Source organism: uncultured Algibacter sp. (assembly GCF_947487575.1).
Taxonomy (GTDB): Bacteria; Bacteroidota; Bacteroidia; order Flavobacteriales; family Flavobacteriaceae; genus Algibacter_B.
The window spans coordinates 66,792-83,212 of record NZ_CANKXG010000013.1 but is presented as its reverse complement, the minus strand read 5'-3'; the positions used below and the strand labels follow the sequence as shown (position 1 = coordinate 83,212).

General features: G+C 32.3%; 17 protein-coding genes. 13 read left to right on the top strand and 4 right to left on the bottom strand.

The window, feature by feature from the left end; genetic code table 11:
* Positions 1-337: 337 nt before the first annotated feature.
* From Q0870_RS14095 to Q0870_RS14085, 3 genes are all read left to right on the top strand, one after another.
* Positions 338-2,863, top strand: a complete 2,526-nt coding sequence (locus Q0870_RS14095) for a PIG-L family deacetylase (protein ID WP_298556379.1) — start codon at positions 338-340, stop codon at positions 2,861-2,863.
* A gap of 114 nt (positions 2,864-2,977) precedes the next feature.
* Positions 2,978-4,792, top strand: a complete 1,815-nt coding sequence (locus Q0870_RS14090) for a sodium:solute symporter (protein ID WP_298556376.1) — start codon at positions 2,978-2,980, stop codon at positions 4,790-4,792.
* Positions 4,785-5,759 (top strand): Gfo/Idh/MocA family oxidoreductase, encoded by a 975-nt coding sequence (locus Q0870_RS14085; protein ID WP_298556375.1) that lies wholly within the window; start codon positions 4,785-4,787, stop codon positions 5,757-5,759. Before Q0870_RS14090 ends, Q0870_RS14085 begins: the two co-directional genes overlap by 8 nt.
* Positions 5,760-5,943: 184 nt before the next feature.
* Here the strand turns inward: Q0870_RS14085 and Q0870_RS14080 are convergent, their stop codons facing one another.
* Positions 5,944-6,801 (bottom strand): DUF2911 domain-containing protein, encoded by an 858-nt coding sequence (locus tag Q0870_RS14080; protein WP_298556373.1) that lies wholly within the window; start codon positions 6,799-6,801, stop codon positions 5,944-5,946.
* A gap of 217 nt (positions 6,802-7,018) precedes the next feature.
* Here Q0870_RS14080 and Q0870_RS14075 point away from each other — a divergent pair, with 217 nt between their 5' ends.
* From Q0870_RS14075 to Q0870_RS14030, 10 genes are all read left to right on the top strand, one after another.
* Positions 7,019-7,675 (top strand): aquaporin, encoded by a 657-nt coding sequence (locus tag Q0870_RS14075; protein ID WP_298556371.1) that lies wholly within the window; start codon positions 7,019-7,021, stop codon positions 7,673-7,675.
* A 98-nt stretch (positions 7,676-7,773) separates the two neighbouring features.
* Entirely contained in the window at positions 7,774-8,430 is a 657-nt protein-coding gene (locus Q0870_RS14070; RefSeq protein ID WP_298556368.1) for a TetR family transcriptional regulator C-terminal domain-containing protein, read from the top strand.
* Between the two features lie 6 nt (positions 8,431-8,436).
* Positions 8,437-9,759, top strand: a complete 1,323-nt coding sequence (locus Q0870_RS14065) for an AarF/UbiB family protein (RefSeq protein WP_298556366.1) — start codon at positions 8,437-8,439, stop codon at positions 9,757-9,759.
* A gap of 201 nt (positions 9,760-9,960) precedes the next feature.
* Complete coding sequence (locus tag Q0870_RS14060) at positions 9,961-10,176, top strand: hypothetical protein (protein WP_298556364.1); 216 nt, start codon at positions 9,961-9,963, stop codon at positions 10,174-10,176.
* Between the two features lie 157 nt (positions 10,177-10,333).
* Entirely contained in the window at positions 10,334-10,549 is a 216-nt protein-coding gene (locus tag Q0870_RS14055; protein ID WP_298556362.1) for a hypothetical protein, read from the top strand.
* Positions 10,550-10,570: 21 nt separating this feature from the next.
* A complete protein-coding gene (locus Q0870_RS14050) occupies positions 10,571-11,254 on the top strand; it encodes an SDR family oxidoreductase (RefSeq protein WP_298556359.1) in 684 nt (227 codons plus the stop codon).
* Between the two features lie 63 nt (positions 11,255-11,317).
* Complete coding sequence (locus Q0870_RS14045) at positions 11,318-11,797, top strand: glutathione peroxidase (RefSeq protein WP_298556357.1); 480 nt, start codon at positions 11,318-11,320, stop codon at positions 11,795-11,797.
* 156 nt (positions 11,798-11,953) lie between these two features.
* Entirely contained in the window at positions 11,954-12,415 is a 462-nt protein-coding gene (locus tag Q0870_RS14040; RefSeq protein ID WP_298556355.1) for a TspO/MBR family protein, read from the top strand.
* Between the two features lies 1 nt (position 12,416).
* The gene (locus Q0870_RS14035) at positions 12,417-12,881 is read left to right on the top strand and encodes an SRPBCC family protein (RefSeq protein WP_298556353.1); all 465 of its coding nucleotides are present in this window, start codon (positions 12,417-12,419) and stop codon (positions 12,879-12,881) included.
* 47 nt (positions 12,882-12,928) lie between these two features.
* On the top strand, positions 12,929-14,233 hold the full coding sequence (locus tag Q0870_RS14030; RefSeq protein ID WP_298556352.1) for a deoxyribodipyrimidine photo-lyase: 1,305 nt from the start codon (positions 12,929-12,931) through the stop codon (positions 14,231-14,233).
* A 215-nt stretch (positions 14,234-14,448) separates the two neighbouring features.
* On the opposite strand, the gene yajC is transcribed toward Q0870_RS14030, so the two are convergent.
* The 3 genes from yajC to nusB form a co-directional block, all read right to left on the bottom strand.
* Positions 14,449-14,745, bottom strand: coding sequence for a preprotein translocase subunit YajC (gene yajC / locus Q0870_RS14025; protein WP_298556351.1), 297 nt, complete (start codon positions 14,743-14,745; stop codon positions 14,449-14,451).
* An 8-nt stretch (positions 14,746-14,753) separates the two neighbouring features.
* Positions 14,754-15,236, bottom strand: coding sequence for a DUF1573 domain-containing protein (locus Q0870_RS14020; RefSeq protein WP_298556350.1), 483 nt, complete (start codon positions 15,234-15,236; stop codon positions 14,754-14,756).
* 103 nt (positions 15,237-15,339) lie between these two features.
* Positions 15,340-16,287, bottom strand: a complete 948-nt coding sequence (gene nusB / locus Q0870_RS14015) for a transcription antitermination factor NusB (RefSeq protein WP_298556349.1) — start codon at positions 16,285-16,287, stop codon at positions 15,340-15,342.
* Positions 16,288-16,421: the final 134 nt, after the last annotated feature.

Sequence of the window (16,421 nt, the reverse complement as noted above, 5' to 3'; positions counted from 1 at the left end):
GAAATTATACACTTTTTAGTTTATTCACTTTTCGCAAACCTTTTTATTAAAAAATCATAAATAATTAATGATAATAACATGAAAACTAGCAAAAGCAAACCCAAAAACTGAAAAAATAATTTTCGAACAGATATACCTTATATTGTCATTTCGACAGAGCGAGGCACGAGCGACAAGAAATCTCATAATCCAAATTTGCAAAATGAGATTCCTCCTCCTATGACGTTCGGAATGACAAGTATTATTTTAGCATCTAATTCCAAAGCGTTAAATAAAAACTAAAACCAGCATAATCGCTCGTTTCTTTTTTATATTTGGTTTTAGCTAAATAAAAACCATGCAAAAACGCTTATTTTACTTATTCATAGGGCTTTTAACCATTTCTTTTTCACAAGCCCAAAAACCCAAAAAACCTTCATCTTCAGGGATTTACGAATCCATCCAAAAACTAAACTTTTTAGGTTCGGTTTTATATGTAGCTGCGCATCCAGACGATGAAAACACTCGTTTAATCTCATACATGTCTAATCACGTAAAAGCAAGAACTGCGTATTTATCGTTAACCCGTGGTGATGGCGGACAAAACCTAATTGGTCCTGAAATCAGAGAACTTCTAGGTGTTATTAGAACACAAGAACTTCTGGCTGCAAGACGTGTAGATGGTGGCGAACAACTATTTACCAGAGCAAACGATTTTGGATACTCTAAACACCCAGATGAAACTTTAGAAATCTGGAACAAAGACCAAGTATTAAGCGATGTGATTTTAGCTATAAGACAATTTAAACCCGATGTAATAATAAACCGCTTTGATCACAGAACACCTGGAACAACACACGGGCACCACACCTCATCTGCCATGTTAAGCATGGAAGCTTTTGACCTTGCAAACGATAAAACTGCATATCCTAGATTATTAAAAGACACTGGTGTCTGGGAACCTAAGCGATTGTTTTACAATACCAGTTGGTGGCGCTACGGCAGTCGTGAAGCCTTTGCTAAAGTTGACAAAAGCAACATGTTAACTTTTGATATTGGCACCTATTATCCACTAAAAGGTATGTCTAATAACGAATTAGCATCTTTAGCTAGTAGCCAACATTTATGTCAAGGTTTTGGACGTTTAACTACAAGAGGTACACAAACCGAATACATAGAATTTTTAAAAGGTAAACCACTTACTGATGATAAAAACATCTTTTCAGGAATTGATACGTCTTGGAATCGCATAAAAGGCGGAAAAGCTATTGGAGATATTTTATATGCTATTGAAAATAACTTCAATTTTCAAAATCCATCAACACATATTTCACAATTAGTAGAAGCTTATAAGCTACTTCAAAAAGTAGAAAACACCCATTGGAAAACTCAAAAATCAAAAGCTTTAAAAGATATTATTCAAATGTGTGCGGGTTTGTATCTGGAAGCATCAGCTGCAACCAATTGGGCTACCTCAGGCGAATCCATAAAACTAAATTTAGAGGTTTTAAACAGAAGCGAATTACCAATTACATTACTAAGCATTACCAACGCTAGAGATATGAACATCTCAAAAAACATGATGTTGGAAAACAATGTGAAATACGATTTCAAAGAAGTTTTAAAACTAGATAGAGATCATAAAGTAACCACACCATATTGGCTAAACGAAAAAGGCACTTTGGGCATGTACAAGGTTAACAACCAAAATTTAATTGGTAAACCTGAAACCCCAAGAAAGCACACCATCGATTTTAATGTTTTGATAAATAATGTACCTTTTACATTTACGAAACCAGTAATACAACGCTTTTCAAAACCTGATAAAGGCGAATTATATCGTCCGTTTGAAATCATCCCTGAAGCTTCAGCTAAAATCACCGAAAAAGTAATTATTTTAGATAATAACCAACAACGTGATATTACAGTAGTTGTAAAAGCGGGAAGAGATAATCTAGAAGGCGATGTGGAAGTGTGTCATCCAAACGACTGGAGCATTTTGCCAAAAAAACAAAAAGTAAACATCACTCATAAAGGCGAGGAACAAATACTTACATTTACTGTGATTCCACCTAAAAACCAAAGCGAAGGGTTTATTGGTCCAATAGTACATATTGGCGAGAAAGATTATACTAAAGAACTCATTGAAATCGATTACGATCACATTCCTTTCCAAACGGTTTTACTTCCTAGCGAAAGCAAAATTGTGCGTTTAGACATTCAAAAACGAGGCGAAAATATTGCCTATATCCAAGGAGCAGGCGATGTAGTCCCTGAAAGTTTAGAGCAGATTGGTTACAATATTCACATTATTACACATAATGATATAAATGCTGAAACCTTAAGTAAATTTGATGCCGTAGTTGTTGGTATTAGAGCATACAATACTATTGAAGAATTAAACTTTAAACAACAACAGTTATTTGATTTTGTTGCTAATGGTGGAAATATGATTGTGCAATACAATACACGCCATCGTGTTAAAGTTGACCATGTTGCGCCTTATGATTTAATATTGTCTAGAGATAGAGTTACCGATGAAACTGCCGAAGTTCGTTTTCTAAACCCAGAGCATGAAGTCTTAAACTTCCCAAATAAAATAACACAAAACGATTTTGAAGGCTGGACGCAAGAGCGAGGTTTATATTTTCCAAACGAATGGGGAAGCGAATTCACTCCTATTCTATCCATGAATGATAAAGGCGAACCAGCAAAAGATGGTAGCTTACTTATTGCTAAACACGGAAAAGGACATTACATATATACAGGCTTAAGCTTTTTTAGAGAGTTTCCTGCAGGTGTTTCTGGTGCTTATAGATTATTCGCAAACATGCTATCTATAGGAAAAGGTGATATTAAGCAGAATCAAAAATTAAACGATTAACTATGATCGAAGACAAACCAAAAAAACAACCTTGGCTTAAGCTATACTCTATTGTTTTGATAGCTAATTTGATCTATATTATTATCTTTTTCCTCATAACAAAATCCTTTTAATATGACACAAACTTTAGATTGGATTGATTGGGTTGTTTTAATTTCCACACTACTAGCAATAGTAGGATATGGTACATGGAAAACAAAAAACAGTAGTAATAGTGTTCAAGATTATGTTCGTGGTGGCAATACTTCAAAATGGTGGACCATTGGACTATCAGTAATGGCGACACAAGCCAGTGCTATAACATTTTTATCAACTACAGGGCAAGCCTTTTCTGATGGTATGGGCTTTGTGCAATTCTACTTTGGTTTGCCAATAGCCATGGTTATTATTTGTTTGGTTTTTATTCCTTTATACCATCGTCTAAAAGTATATACAGCCTACGAGTTTTTAGAAAACAGATTCGACTTAAAAACCAGAAGTCTAGCTGCTATTTTATTTTTAATTCAACGTGGACTTGCAGCCGGTATTACCATTTTTGCACCAGCCATTATTCTATCTGTTGTATTAGATTGGAATATTACATACCTTAATATAGCCATAGGTATATTAGTAATAATTTATACAGTATCTGGCGGAACTAAAGCTGTAACAGTAACTCAAAAGCAACAAATGCTAGTCATTTTTGCAGGAATGTTAGCTGCATTATTTATCATTTTAGATTTAATTCCTGAAGACGTTTCTTTTACTAATGCCATTGATATTGCTGGTGCAAGTGGACGTATGGAAGTTCTAGATTTTTCGTTTGATTTAGAAAACAGATATACCGTTTGGTCTGGTTTAATTGGCGGAACGTTTCTTGCTTTAGCCTATTTTGGAACCGACCAAAGCCAAGTACAACGTTACCTTTCTGGAAAATCTATGAAAGAAATGCAAATGGGTTTAATATTTAATGGCATATTAAAAGTGCCAATGCAATTCTTTATTTTATTAGTTGGCATTATGGTTTTTGTGTTTTATCAATTTAACCAAGCGCCTTTAAACTTTATAGATGCATCAACCAAAACCGTTTTAAATTCTGAATATTCTCAACAATACCAAACGCTTCAGCAAAAACAAAACGAACTTTTTAACGTAAAAAAAGAGCTCAGTATTCAATATTCTAAACAAAATAGTGAGTCCATAAAAAGTGATTTATTTCATTTGGATAGTATTGAAAAAACATACCGCTTAGAATCAAAATATTTAATTAAAAGGAGTATTGATACAGCTTATGCTAACTCTTATGATAAACTAAATAGTGAATTATTAAGCTTAAATAAAAACTCAGATATTTATCAAACAAAAAAATCTGAATTAAATAATTTATACAAAGCCTCTGCCAAGGACACAGCGACTAACGATAGAGATTATATATTTATATCGTTTATTCTAAAATATCTCCCAAAAGGCTTAATAGGATTGCTTTTAGCGGTAATTCTTTCTGCTGCTATGTCATCTACTGCATCAGAAATTAATGCATTGGCAACCATTACATCTATTGATTTATATGGCCGGAATGTTAAAGAAGAAAAAGATGAAAAACACATGGTAAAGATGACTAAAATTTTTACTTTAATCTGGGGAATCATTGCTATTATTATTGCTTGCTTTGCTAATCTTGCTGAAAACTTAATTCAGCTTGTAAACATAATTGGTTCTATATTTTACGGCAATGTACTTGGTATTTTCTTGCTCGCATTTTTCTTTAAATATGTTAAGGCAAATGCCGTTTTTACTGCTGCTTTAATTACACAATGTATTGTAATAATTGGATGGTGGTTTGACTGGATGCCCTATTTATGGCTAAACCTTTTTGGCTGTGGTCTTGTTATGCTTATTGCATTTTTAATTCAATTTATAACACCAAATAATAATAAAATCCATGCATAAAACTATTAATTGGGGTATAATAGGTTTAGGAAACATTGCCCATAAATTTGCAACCGATTTATTAACTATTGAAGGTGCTACATTACACGCTGTAGCCTCTAGAAATCAAGACAAGGCAGATGCTTTTGCATCTAAATATGGAGCCAAAAAAGCCTATAACACTTATGAAGCTTTAGCTAAGGACAAAAATATTGATGCCGTTTACATTGCTACACCACACGCATTACACAAAGAAAACACCTTGCTGTGTTTAGAACATGGTATTGCTGTGTTATGCGAAAAGCCATTTGCCATGAATAGTGTTGAAGTTGCAGAAATGATTACCAAAGCCAAAGCTAAAAACGTGCTTTTAATGGAAGCCTTGTGGACGTATTTTTTGCCACACTACAAATACGTTTTAAACTTACTAGAAGAAAAAAAGTTTGGTGATATTTTAAAACTAGAAGCCGATTTTGGGTTTTATCGTGCTTTTGATGATTCGTCTAGATTATTTAACAAATCTCTTGGTGGTGGCAGTTTACTAGATATTGGCATTTACCCTATTTTTGTAGCACTTTCTACACTTGGAATCCCTAAAAACTTGAAAGCTAAAGCAACATATTTTGATAATGGCGCAGACTCCTCTTGCGATATGGTTTTTGAATATGATAATAATGTAAACGCTTATTTAAAAAGCACATTAGTTGAAGACACCGCTACTGAAGCTATATTTTATTGCGAGCGTGGTACTATAAAAATAAACAGCATGTTTCACATGCCAACAACCGTAACAATTATTCCTAAAAACGGCTCACAAGAAACTATAGATTTTGGATACAATACTATAGGATATAATTACGAAGCTATCCATTTTAATGAATTACTAAGACTTGGAAAAACAGAAAGCAACGTTATGACTTTCGAGTTTAGCAAACAGCTTATTGAAATACTAGATACTGTTAGAAAGCAAATAAACCTAAACTACTAAAAATACAACTACCTAAGCGGATAAGTGCGTTAGGGATTGAAGTGGATAGCCCACAGCCCGACGAAGGAGGTGCGAGGACTTGTAACGGATAGCCCGACCCCTTGTGGGTAACGCCCAAATTTAAAACATAAAAAAAGCGCAACCATTTACGATTGCGCTTTTAAGTATATTTAAGAAGGCTATTTTACATAGCACCCCATTCCTTTAATACTTTTTCGTTTTTTCTGATGTAAGCACCATATTTAGCTTCTTTTGCCAAAGCTAGTGAAGATTTTGCAGCCGCAATTGCAAACTTTTTGTTACCCGCCTTTGCATGGATTAAAGCTTGTTGATGAATCCACCAAAACTTTGGCTTTGCCTTAGACATATCTACAGCTTTATCAATCCAAATAACTGCCTTAGCAATATCGCCACCAGACTCTAAATTATAAACCGCTGCAGAATAAAAATCTGCTGCCGCGGGTCCGTTCATAACCTTTTTAATATTTGCAGTCACCTTAGCATCTGTAGGCACTGTAAACGGAATAGCCGCATAAGATTTTTCCCATATTAACTCTAAAACAGCGCTATCGTTTTTAATATTATTAATATCCATAGCAAACGTCTCTACGTTAAACGGAATTTTTTCTACCTTAACATTTGCAGTAGCAACCACCTTGCTATCATCCCATTTTTTAGGAGAAGGCACACCCCAATTTTCGGTATTAGCATAAAACATAACATCCCAAGAGGTAGCAGAATTTAGTTTTGTAAAAATAGCGTAAGCCCCTGCTTTAACATCTTGTCCAGCAATTTTAACATCGTCGCTAAAAGTTATAATCGTATTTTTATTAGCACCCGTTCTCCAAATAGTTCCATAAGGCTCTAATTCTCCAAATATTTTACGTCCTTTTACTCCTGGTCTAGAGTATTCTATAGTAATATCTGTAAGCCCTACTTTTTGCTCTAATTTAGCAAGCGGGCTTGGTTGTGGCGTTTCTATTTGTGCATTTACCGAATAAATGGTGGTGCACATTAAAAATAATACAAGTAATTTTTTCATTTCAATTGTTATTAATAGTTAAGATTTATACAGCCTAAAATTAACCATAATAAAATCGGTTATTGTTAACAAAAGCTTAAAATAAGACGTTGTATATTTACCAAATATTAATTGGGGCGTTACCCAAGGGTCGGGCTTTCCGCTATATCTTTTTTTGCCATATATGGCAGCAAAAAAAGGATGTCGCTTCAATCCCTAACGCAAAAGATGAACTAAAATGAAACAATACATCTCCGAAACAATAGGTACATTCGCCATGATATTCTGCGGTTGTGGCGCTATGACTATTAATGAAATAACAGGCGGAAGCATCTCGCATGCTGGAGTTGCAGCAACATGGGGCCTTATAGTTATGGCCATGATATACGCTTTTGGCGAAATCTCTGGCGCACATTTTAATCCCGCTGTGACTATAGCTTTTGCATTTGCAAAAAAATTTAATTGGAACAAAGTACCAAAATACATTTTAGCACAAGCTATTGGTGCTATATTTGCCGCATTTCTATTATGGTTTCTATTTCCAGAAAGCCAGTTTTTAGGCGAAACTACACCAGCAGAAGGATTTCCACCATACAAAGCTGCCATTTTAGAGTTTTTACTCACCTTCTTTTTAATGGTCGTTGTTATTAACGTTTCAACAGGTAGTAAAGAAACCGGAACCATGGCAGGGATAGCTGTTGGAGGTATAATTCTGTTAGAAGCAATGTTTGCAGGCCCGATGACTAAAGCCTCCATGAATCCTATTCGTTCTATCGCTCCTGCCCTTTTTACTAGTAATTTCCAGTATTTATGGCTGTATATTACTGCACCAATTTTAGGCGCTATTGCTGCCGTTTCTAGCTGTAAATTGGTTAAGGATGTGCAATGTTGTTAAGCTTCAATAACAAAATCTTATAGTGCTATTTATTATTTTGTTTAACTTATTTTAATATTTGTTAAACATTTTGTATCTTTACCATAAATATAATTATTATGGCAAAGAAAAAATCAATAACAAAAAACGATATTATCACATGGTACATGGATTATGTTTCAGAACATAATCAAAACCCAAAAACGGTATTTGTTTTTGCCAAAATGAATAATTTTGAAGAAACAAAATTCTATGAGCATTATGCATCTTTTGAAGCCATAGAGAAAGGCATTTTTGAAGCCTTCTTTACAAGTTCTGTAAATGTTTTATACAAAAGTGAAGACTACAAAATATTTGATGCTAGAAATAAATTATTAAGCTTCTACTATACCTTTTTTGAAAACCTAACAGCAAATAGAAGTTACGTTAAGCATGTTTTAGATAAGTACAAAAATGACCTTAAAGGCTTAAAAATACTATCTGATTTAAAAACACACTTTACCATATATGTAAGCGAGTTAGAGATTCAAATGCTAGACATAAAGCAAGAACAACTTGAAAAAATTCAAGATAAAGCATTAAAAGAATCCGCTTGGTTACAATTGTTACTTACAATGAAATTTTGGCTAGATGATACTTCTTCATCATTTGAAAAAACTGATATTTTTATCGAGAAATCTGTAAACACAACATTCGATGTATTAGATATTGCTCCCTTAAAAAGTGTATTAGACTTGGGTAAATTCTTATTCAAAGAGAAATTTCAAATGAATTAAGATAATATGAAAACTATAGATAACATACCAACTTCCAAAATACAACGGGCAACTAAGTTGGTTTCCACTGGTGTAAAGGTTGGCGTAAATTATTTAAAATATTACGGCGATAAAATTGTAAAAAACGAGGAACAAGCTAAAGAACGACTCAATAAAAAAAATGCAACAGATATATATGATGGTTTAAAACAATTAAAAGGTAGTGCACTTAAGGTTGCACAAATGTTAAGTATGGAGAAAAGCATATTGCCTCAGGCTTATGTTGAAAAATTTTCTTTAGCACAATTTTCAGTACCACCATTATCACCACCTTTAGTTATAAAAACATTTAAAAAATATTTTGGAGAACATCCAAATAATCTATTTGATACTTTCAACGCAACTTCTGTTAACGCTGCAAGCATCGGTCAGGTGCATATTGCAACTAAGAATGGGAAAAAACTTGCTGTGAAAATCCAATATCCAGGAGTTGCAGAAAGTATCGCTTCAGATTTAGCTATGGTAAAACCTATAGCCATGAGTATGTTTAATATTAAAGGGAAAGATTCTGATAAATATTTTAAAGAAGTAGAGCATAAACTAATTGAGGAAACAAACTACACGTTGGAAATGAAGCAAAGCAAGGAAATTGCTTTAGCTTGCTCTCACATTTCCAACTTAGAGTTTCCGAATTACTACAAAGCGTTTTCATCAGAACGTATAATAACTATGGATTATATGGAAGGTGAACACCTTTCAGAATTTACAGCTTACAATACAGATCAAGAAAAATCAAATAAATTAGGACAAGCCCTCTGGGATTTCTACATGTACCAGATTCATAATTTGAAAAAAGTACATGCAGACCCACACCCAGGAAACTTTTTAGTAAATGACGAAGGAAAATTAATAGCACTAGATTTTGGGTGCATGAAAACTATTCCTATCGAATTTTATACACCCTATTTTGAATTAGCCAAACCAGAAAACATCAACAATAAAGACTATTTTGTTTCAAAACTATACGAGCTTGAAATTCTTCGAGAGGATGATTCTAGTCGAGAAATAGCCTTTTTTACTAAGATGTTTCATGACATGCTAAGCCTTTTTACACAGCCCTTTCATCAAGACACTTTTGATTTCTCTAATGCTAATTTTTTTAGAAAAATTACTGAATTAGGAGAAAAATATTCTAAAAATACCGATTTAAAAAAGATGAATGGTAATCGTGGTTCAAAACATTTCATTTACATAAACAGAACCTTTTTTGGCCTATATAATTTAATGTTTGACCTAAAAGCAGAAAACATCAAAATCAACAAATTAAACAATACATGTATGAAACAATAGACACATTAACCATGGTATCTGCGGTTGTATATCTCTGCTTAAATCTTAGGTTTAATTGTTGCTACCTCAAGCTATAAACTATTAAATACCAGCAATATTGTTAACACAATAAGTTATTGTTATAGTATTATTAATTATAATACTTAAATTATTTAAATAGTTAGCGAACAATTTAGTATTATTGCCATAAATATTATTACTATGGAGTTAATTGACAGAGCGTTGGAGTTTGAGCAAAGAAAAATGAGATCACTTTCTACTAGCGACCGTGTAAAACTTTCTAGAGAAGCAAAAGCATTAGTCTTAGATTTGAATGAAGTATATAAGGTTGAAAAGGACGAGGAAATCATGGATATTATGAAGCGCATTACAGCTATAAAAAGAAAGATAGAAAAACGACTGAAAGGTCGTCCTTAAAGGCACTACTGCCAAAAACAGATATTAAATATTTGTAAATATAAAATTTTCCCTAATAAATCCATATAAAAATAGTTAATCTATCATAATTTACTATATTGGCTAAATTGGCATGCAAATTGCTCCCATTAAGTTAGATTAAAGATTAAAAAAATATATGGAAATTATTGATAAAGCTTTAGAATTCGAGAAGCGTAGACACACTTTTAAAACAACAAGTGAACGTATCGAATCATCTAGAGAAGTTAAAAGTTTAATATTAGGTTTAAATGACATTTATAAAAAGGAAAAAGATCCAGTAATAATGGATTTAATGAAGCGATTAACCGTGATTAAGCAAAAAATTGAAAAAAGGTTAAAGGGTAGACCTTAAAAACTAAATGCCCTGAAACCTATGAAAACAATAATAGTAGTTGGTGGAAGTAAGGGCATTGGAAAAGCATTAGTTGAAAAACTATTAGTTAATTGCAATGTTATAAACATTAGCCGAAGTATTCCGGACATATCGCATAACAATTTTACTCACCACAATTGCGATATTACACAACAAGAACTACCAGATATTGATATTGCAGATGGATTAGTATACTGTCCTGGAAGTATTAATTTGAAACCTATTTCTAGATTAAGCATTGATGATTTTAAAAACGATTTTGAAATCAACGTGCTTGGCGCTATAAAGGTGATTCAAAAGTACCTTTCTATTCTTAAAAAAGGAAATAATCCTTCTATAGTGCTATTTAGTTCTGTAGCTACAAAATTAGGTATGCCTTTTCATGCAAGTATTGCTGTGGCAAAATCTGGCGTTGAAGGTTTGGTAAAATCTTTGGGAGCTGAATTAGCTCCTACCTTCCGAATTAATGCTATTGCTCCAACTGTTACAAATACAGATTTGGCTTCTAAACTACTTAGAAACCAGAAGATGATTGAAAATATTACCGAAAGACATCCTTTGAAAAAATTTCTAGCTCCTGGAGAAGTTGCTGATATGGCTGAATTTTTACTATTTGAAAAATCGTCTTCAATATCAGGACAAATTTTTGAGATGGATTGTGGGATTGTTAGTTTTAAAATTTAAGTCATGAATCCTCTAAAAACATTTCTGACTACTTTAAATTCAAAACGTAGTATGACAAAAAAAATGAATTTAGATACAATTTACGACATAAAAATTAATGCCATAAATGGAAAACCTATAGAGTTATCTAAATTCAAAGAAAAGCACATATTATTTGTAAATGTAGCCTCTAAGTGTGGTTTTACGTCTCAATATAAAGACTTACAAGAATTACATGACATCTATCAAGACAAACTTCAAGTTATTGGATTGCCCTGTAATCAATTTGGAAGCCAAGAACCAGGTAATCCAGAAACCATTGCATCATTTTGCGAAGTTAATTACGGTGTCAGCTTTCTTATTACAGAAAAAATTGATGTTAAAGGTAAAAACCAGCATCCAATATATACTTGGTTAACTCAAGAAATCAATAACGAAAAAAAAGATTCTTCTGTTAAGTGGAATTTTCAAAAATATTTAATTAACCCAACTGGAAAATTAGTAGACTATTACCTCTCTACTACTAATCCATTAAGTTCAAAAATCATAAAACATTTAAAATAGAAAGTTATATTCGGATTATTTAAAAAGAAATCTAAATTGGCAAAATTTAAAATATCATGAAAGAATGGAATGAATTATCAACCATTAATAAATCTGCTAACAATCAAAAACACTATGAATCTAAATTAGTTGCAGAACAATTAAATGTATTAAGAAATGAAGTTACTTAAGTATATAGTTATCTTCTTGATTATTAATTTTGGCGCATTGGCTATAGGCAGTTGGCTTATGGATAATGGCCCACAAACTGAATGGTACACCAATTTAAACCAAGCACCTTGGACGCCTCCAGGTTGGGTTTTTGGAGTAGTATGGGTAACCATTATGCTTTGTTTTTCCGCCTACATGGCATATTTATACAGGTTAAAACCTACAAAGAAGGTAATTATATTATTTAGCATCCAATTTGTATTAAATGTTATCTGGAACTATATTTTTTTTAATCAACACTTGGTTAGTTTTGGTTTAGTTGTAATACTATTACTTACATATATTGTCTCTTTTTTTACTTTTTCTTTTAAAAAAGAAATAGGTGTAAAAACTCTATTAATATTACCCTATTTAATTTGGCTTTGCATTGCAACTTCTTTAAATGGGTACATTTTACTAAATAACTAGAATGAAAATATATACACTTCATAAAAAACAAAAATTACCCATAACCGTAGATAAGGCATGGGGGTTTTTATCAGACCCAAAAAACCTAAAAACTATAACACCAGATTATATGGGATTTAATATTTTATCTGGCGCGGATAGACCTATGTTTGCTGGTCAAATAATTCAATATATCGTTACACCAGTTTTGGGTATAAAAACCAAATGGGTAACTGAAATAACCCATAGTGTTGACAAGCATTATTTTGTTGACGAACAGCGCTTTGGCCCTTATACCCTATGGCATCATAAACATTTTATAAACAAAATTGATGGCGGTGTAGAAATGGAAGATATAATAGACTACAAAGTCCCTTTTGGTTTACTAGGGCAATTAGTTCACCCTATACTAGTAAAACCAAAATTAGAAGAAATTTTCAACTACAGAACAGAAAAATTAGAAGCACTTTTTGGAGTTTATAAATAATTATGAGATTTTCGCTTTCGCGGAACTGAAAAAACTTAAATAATTGAATGAAGCAAGCCGTAAATATTTTTTGGTTTAGACGCGATTTGAGATTAGAAGATAACGTAGGGTTTTATGAAGCGCTTAAAAGCGACAAACCTGTATTACCAATTTTTATTTTCGATTCTGAAATTCTTAGTAAACTGCCAGAAAATGATGCTAGAGTTACTTTTATTCATGAAACACTTCAGGGTTTAAACAATACGTTAAAAGCTTATTTTAATACTAGTATTGCTCTATTTCATGGAAAGCCTATTGCTATTTATAAAAACTTAATTAATAATTATAACATAGAAACTGTTTTTACAAATCATGATTATGAGCCTTATGCTAAAACACGCGATACTGAAATAAACACGTTTTTATCTAAAAGTAACATTCAATTCAAAACCTTTAAAGACCATGTTGTTTTTGAAAAAAATGATATCACAAAAAGCGATGGCAAACCATATTTAGTTTACACACCTTATATGAAACGTTGGAAGGAAACATTTAGAAAACGCCCTTTCAAATTTCACCCTTCAGAGGATTTACTTAGCCATTTAATTTCTGATACAAATTTACCCAATTTAAGTTTGTCGGATATTGGCTTTAAAAAATCCATTCAAAATATACCCCCTCATACCGTTACTCCAACGGTTATTCGGCATTACGAAAGCACCAGAAATTTTCCAGAAAAAGATAGCACTTCTAGGTTAGGACCTCATTTACGTTTTGGAACAGTTAGCATCAGAAAGATGGTTGAAAAGGCGATTACTGAAACGAATGAAATATTTTGGCAAGAATTAATTTGGCGGGAGTTTTTTATACAGATTCTTTGGCACTTTCCACATACAAAAAACTCTAGTTTTAAACGAAAATACGACCGCATTGAGTGGCGTAATAACGAAATTGAATTTAAAACATGGTGCGAGGGTAAAACAGGTTACCCCTTAGTTGATGCTGGTATGCGACAACTTAACGAAACTGGTTTTATGCACAATCGTATTAGAATGTTAGTTGGAAGCTTTTTATGTAAACATTTATTAATTGATTGGCGCTGGGGAGAGGCTTATTTCGCAGAAAAATTACATGATTACGATATGGCAAGTAACATTGGTAATTGGCAATGGGTTGCTGGTTGTGGTGTAGATGCAGCTCCTTATTTTAGAATATTTAATCCTACCACGCAAATTCAAAAGTTTGACAAAGCGTTAAACTATATAAAGAAATGGGTTCCAGATTTTCAGGAACTGACTTATCCGCAGCCAATGGTTGACCATAAATTTGCAAGGGAACGGTGTTTGGCAACTTACAAGAGCGCTTTGAGTTAATATCTATTTCTTTATTATTTAATCGTTTCAAATTAAAAACTTAATCTAACAAACAAATCCACTTTAGAGGTTGCAGTGGATAGTTCACAGCCTTATTAAGAAAGTATGACACCCATAACAGCAGTAAGGACAAGCCTCAATACCCCCTTATCCTTGTGTTAACACCAAAAAAAACTTCCAAAAGGAAGCTTTTTTATTGTATTTTAGTTATAGTTTTATTTTTTAACTACAGCAGATGCATTAAGTTTAGAACTCATTTCCATAGAAATTGCAGATCTATCAAACTTTAGTTTTCCAGCCATAGTTTCGATAACACAACTGTTGTCTTTATCATTTAAGTCAGAAACTTTACCGTGTAAACCACTTTTAGTAATTACTTTATCACCACGTTTTAATTCGGCTGCAAATTTCTTTTCTTTTTTTGCACGTTTCATTTGTGGTGCAATCATAAAGAAATACACAACTACGAACATTAAAATAAATGGCATAAATTGCCCAATACCTTCTCCCATTTTATAATTTATTTAGTTTGCCCTGGTACTGGTTTAGCTTTATTAGGATCAGGTTTTACAAATGCTGTAATTTTCACAACCTCAGAACCTTTTTCAGTATTAGCAGTAACAGTTATTGTTTTAGTGATTTTATTTGCACCACTTCCATTAAATTTAACAGAAAACTTACCTGAATCACCAGGCAAAAGAGGCTCTCTACTCCAATCTTGAGGAACAGTACAACCACAAGAACTTTTAATATTTGTAATTACTAAAGGCGCATCACCTTTATTAGTGTAATTAAAAGTAGTTTCTACTGCTGTTTTTGCTTCAATTTCACCAAAATCGTGTTCTTTTTTATCAAATTCTATTACTGGAAATTTTGATGCAACCGCATCTCTTTCTGCAGCAGCAGCAATGTTACTTTCATCAATTTTTTGACTAGCTTTCTCTTTACAAGAGGTAAAAGCAACTAAACACATTGCACTAAGTCCTAAAATTATTTTCTTCATGATAGATTATTTTAAATTTTTTTAGATGTGTAAAAATAGTAATTATTTAATCGATTAAAAACTTTTGTATTCTTCTTAACACATTTTCGTATATAAATAGTGATTACATAAGCCCACGCCCTATTTTATTTAACTCACCTGCGGCTTCATACTCCTTAACCAACTTATCTAAAATACCATTAATAAAAATGCTGCTTTTTGGCGTAGAATATTCTTTTGATATTTCTAAATACTCATTAATAGTTACTTTTACAGGAATTGAAGGAAAGTTATTTAACTCGCAAATAGCCATTTGTAGCAATACATAATCAACAGTTGCAATACGATCGGAATCCCAGTTTTTAGTTCTCTTACCTATCTCTGCTTTAATTGTTGCGTTGTTTAAAAGTGTTTTCTTAAATAAATCTATAGCAAATTGTTGGTCTTCTACATCTTTATAAAGTTTGGGTGTAAAATAATGCTCCGTTGATGACTCTTTAACTTTTCTAAGTAATTTTAGAATAGTGGTATTAACCGTAGGAAGGTCATCTAACCAAGTTAGGTTTTTATCTTCCATATAATCATAAAGCTTATCGTTGGGAGCCATAATATCTTTAAAAACATCGACTATAAAGTCCTTATCTTCTTTAAAATCAGACACTCTAGTCTTCATATACTCTTTGTATAAATCGCTAGATATAATATCCTTAAAAATAATATCTATGTATTCACCATCTAGCTCCCAATTGGTAATTTTGTTGGCTTCTAATTGTTCTTTTAAAGAAAAATTATCTTTTAAAAGTTTTAATAACTGGTTGTTAACAAACTTTCTATTTGGGTCTTTATCTTCTTTTGTGGCAAGATGTTTTTTCTGTTTCTTTTGTAAATCGCTTTCTGCTCGTTTTTGAACTTCAATTAATAAAGACATTAATAACAAATACAAATTGTACATATTATCAATACTAAAGAGTAAAAACTTTTGGTCTTTACTAAAATCGTCACTCTCACTACCTTTAAAGGCGTATAACGTTTGCATGACTTTTACACGTATATGTCTTCTATTTAGCATCATTACAAAGAACTTTAATTAAAAAGATGAAATAATTTCATTGTTTTTAGTGCCGCAAAAATAACACTATATTTAAAAAAACAAGAGTTATTCATCATTTAATTATCAGATAAATCTTTAAGCTTAATTTAACAATT

What these genes read in the sequence shown, in the direction of transcription:
- yajC (WP_298556351.1), bottom strand. Translation starts at nt 14,745, where the DNA reads ATGGGAGAAGGTATTGGGCAATTTATGCCATTTATTTTAATGTTCGTA.
- Q0870_RS14045 (WP_298556357.1), top strand. Translation starts at nt 11,318, where the DNA reads ATGAATTTAGATACAATTTACGACATAAAAATTAATGCCATAAATGGA.
- Q0870_RS14040 (WP_298556355.1), top strand. Translation starts at nt 11,954, where the DNA reads ATGAAGTTACTTAAGTATATAGTTATCTTCTTGATTATTAATTTTGGC.
- nusB (WP_298556349.1), bottom strand. Translation starts at nt 16,287, where the DNA reads ATGATGCTAAATAGAAGACATATACGTGTAAAAGTCATGCAAACGTTA.
- Q0870_RS14095 (WP_298556379.1), top strand. Translation starts at nt 338, where the DNA reads ATGCAAAAACGCTTATTTTACTTATTCATAGGGCTTTTAACCATTTCT.
- Q0870_RS14060 (WP_298556364.1), top strand. Translation starts at nt 9,961, where the DNA reads ATGGAGTTAATTGACAGAGCGTTGGAGTTTGAGCAAAGAAAAATGAGA.
- Q0870_RS14070 (WP_298556368.1), top strand. Translation starts at nt 7,774, where the DNA reads ATGGCAAAGAAAAAATCAATAACAAAAAACGATATTATCACATGGTAC.
- Q0870_RS14035 (WP_298556353.1), top strand. Translation starts at nt 12,417, where the DNA reads ATGAAAATATATACACTTCATAAAAAACAAAAATTACCCATAACCGTA.
- Q0870_RS14055 (WP_298556362.1), top strand. Translation starts at nt 10,334, where the DNA reads ATGGAAATTATTGATAAAGCTTTAGAATTCGAGAAGCGTAGACACACT.
- Q0870_RS14075 (WP_298556371.1), top strand. Translation starts at nt 7,019, where the DNA reads ATGAAACAATACATCTCCGAAACAATAGGTACATTCGCCATGATATTC.
- Q0870_RS14030 (WP_298556352.1), top strand. Translation starts at nt 12,929, where the DNA reads ATGAAGCAAGCCGTAAATATTTTTTGGTTTAGACGCGATTTGAGATTA.
- Q0870_RS14080 (WP_298556373.1), bottom strand. Translation starts at nt 6,801, where the DNA reads ATGAAAAAATTACTTGTATTATTTTTAATGTGCACCACCATTTATTCG.
- Q0870_RS14090 (WP_298556376.1), top strand. Translation starts at nt 2,978, where the DNA reads ATGACACAAACTTTAGATTGGATTGATTGGGTTGTTTTAATTTCCACA.
- Q0870_RS14065 (WP_298556366.1), top strand. Translation starts at nt 8,437, where the DNA reads ATGAAAACTATAGATAACATACCAACTTCCAAAATACAACGGGCAACT.
- Q0870_RS14020 (WP_298556350.1), bottom strand. Translation starts at nt 15,236, where the DNA reads ATGAAGAAAATAATTTTAGGACTTAGTGCAATGTGTTTAGTTGCTTTT.
- Q0870_RS14085 (WP_298556375.1), top strand. Translation starts at nt 4,785, where the DNA reads ATGCATAAAACTATTAATTGGGGTATAATAGGTTTAGGAAACATTGCC.
- Q0870_RS14050 (WP_298556359.1), top strand. Translation starts at nt 10,571, where the DNA reads ATGAAAACAATAATAGTAGTTGGTGGAAGTAAGGGCATTGGAAAAGCA.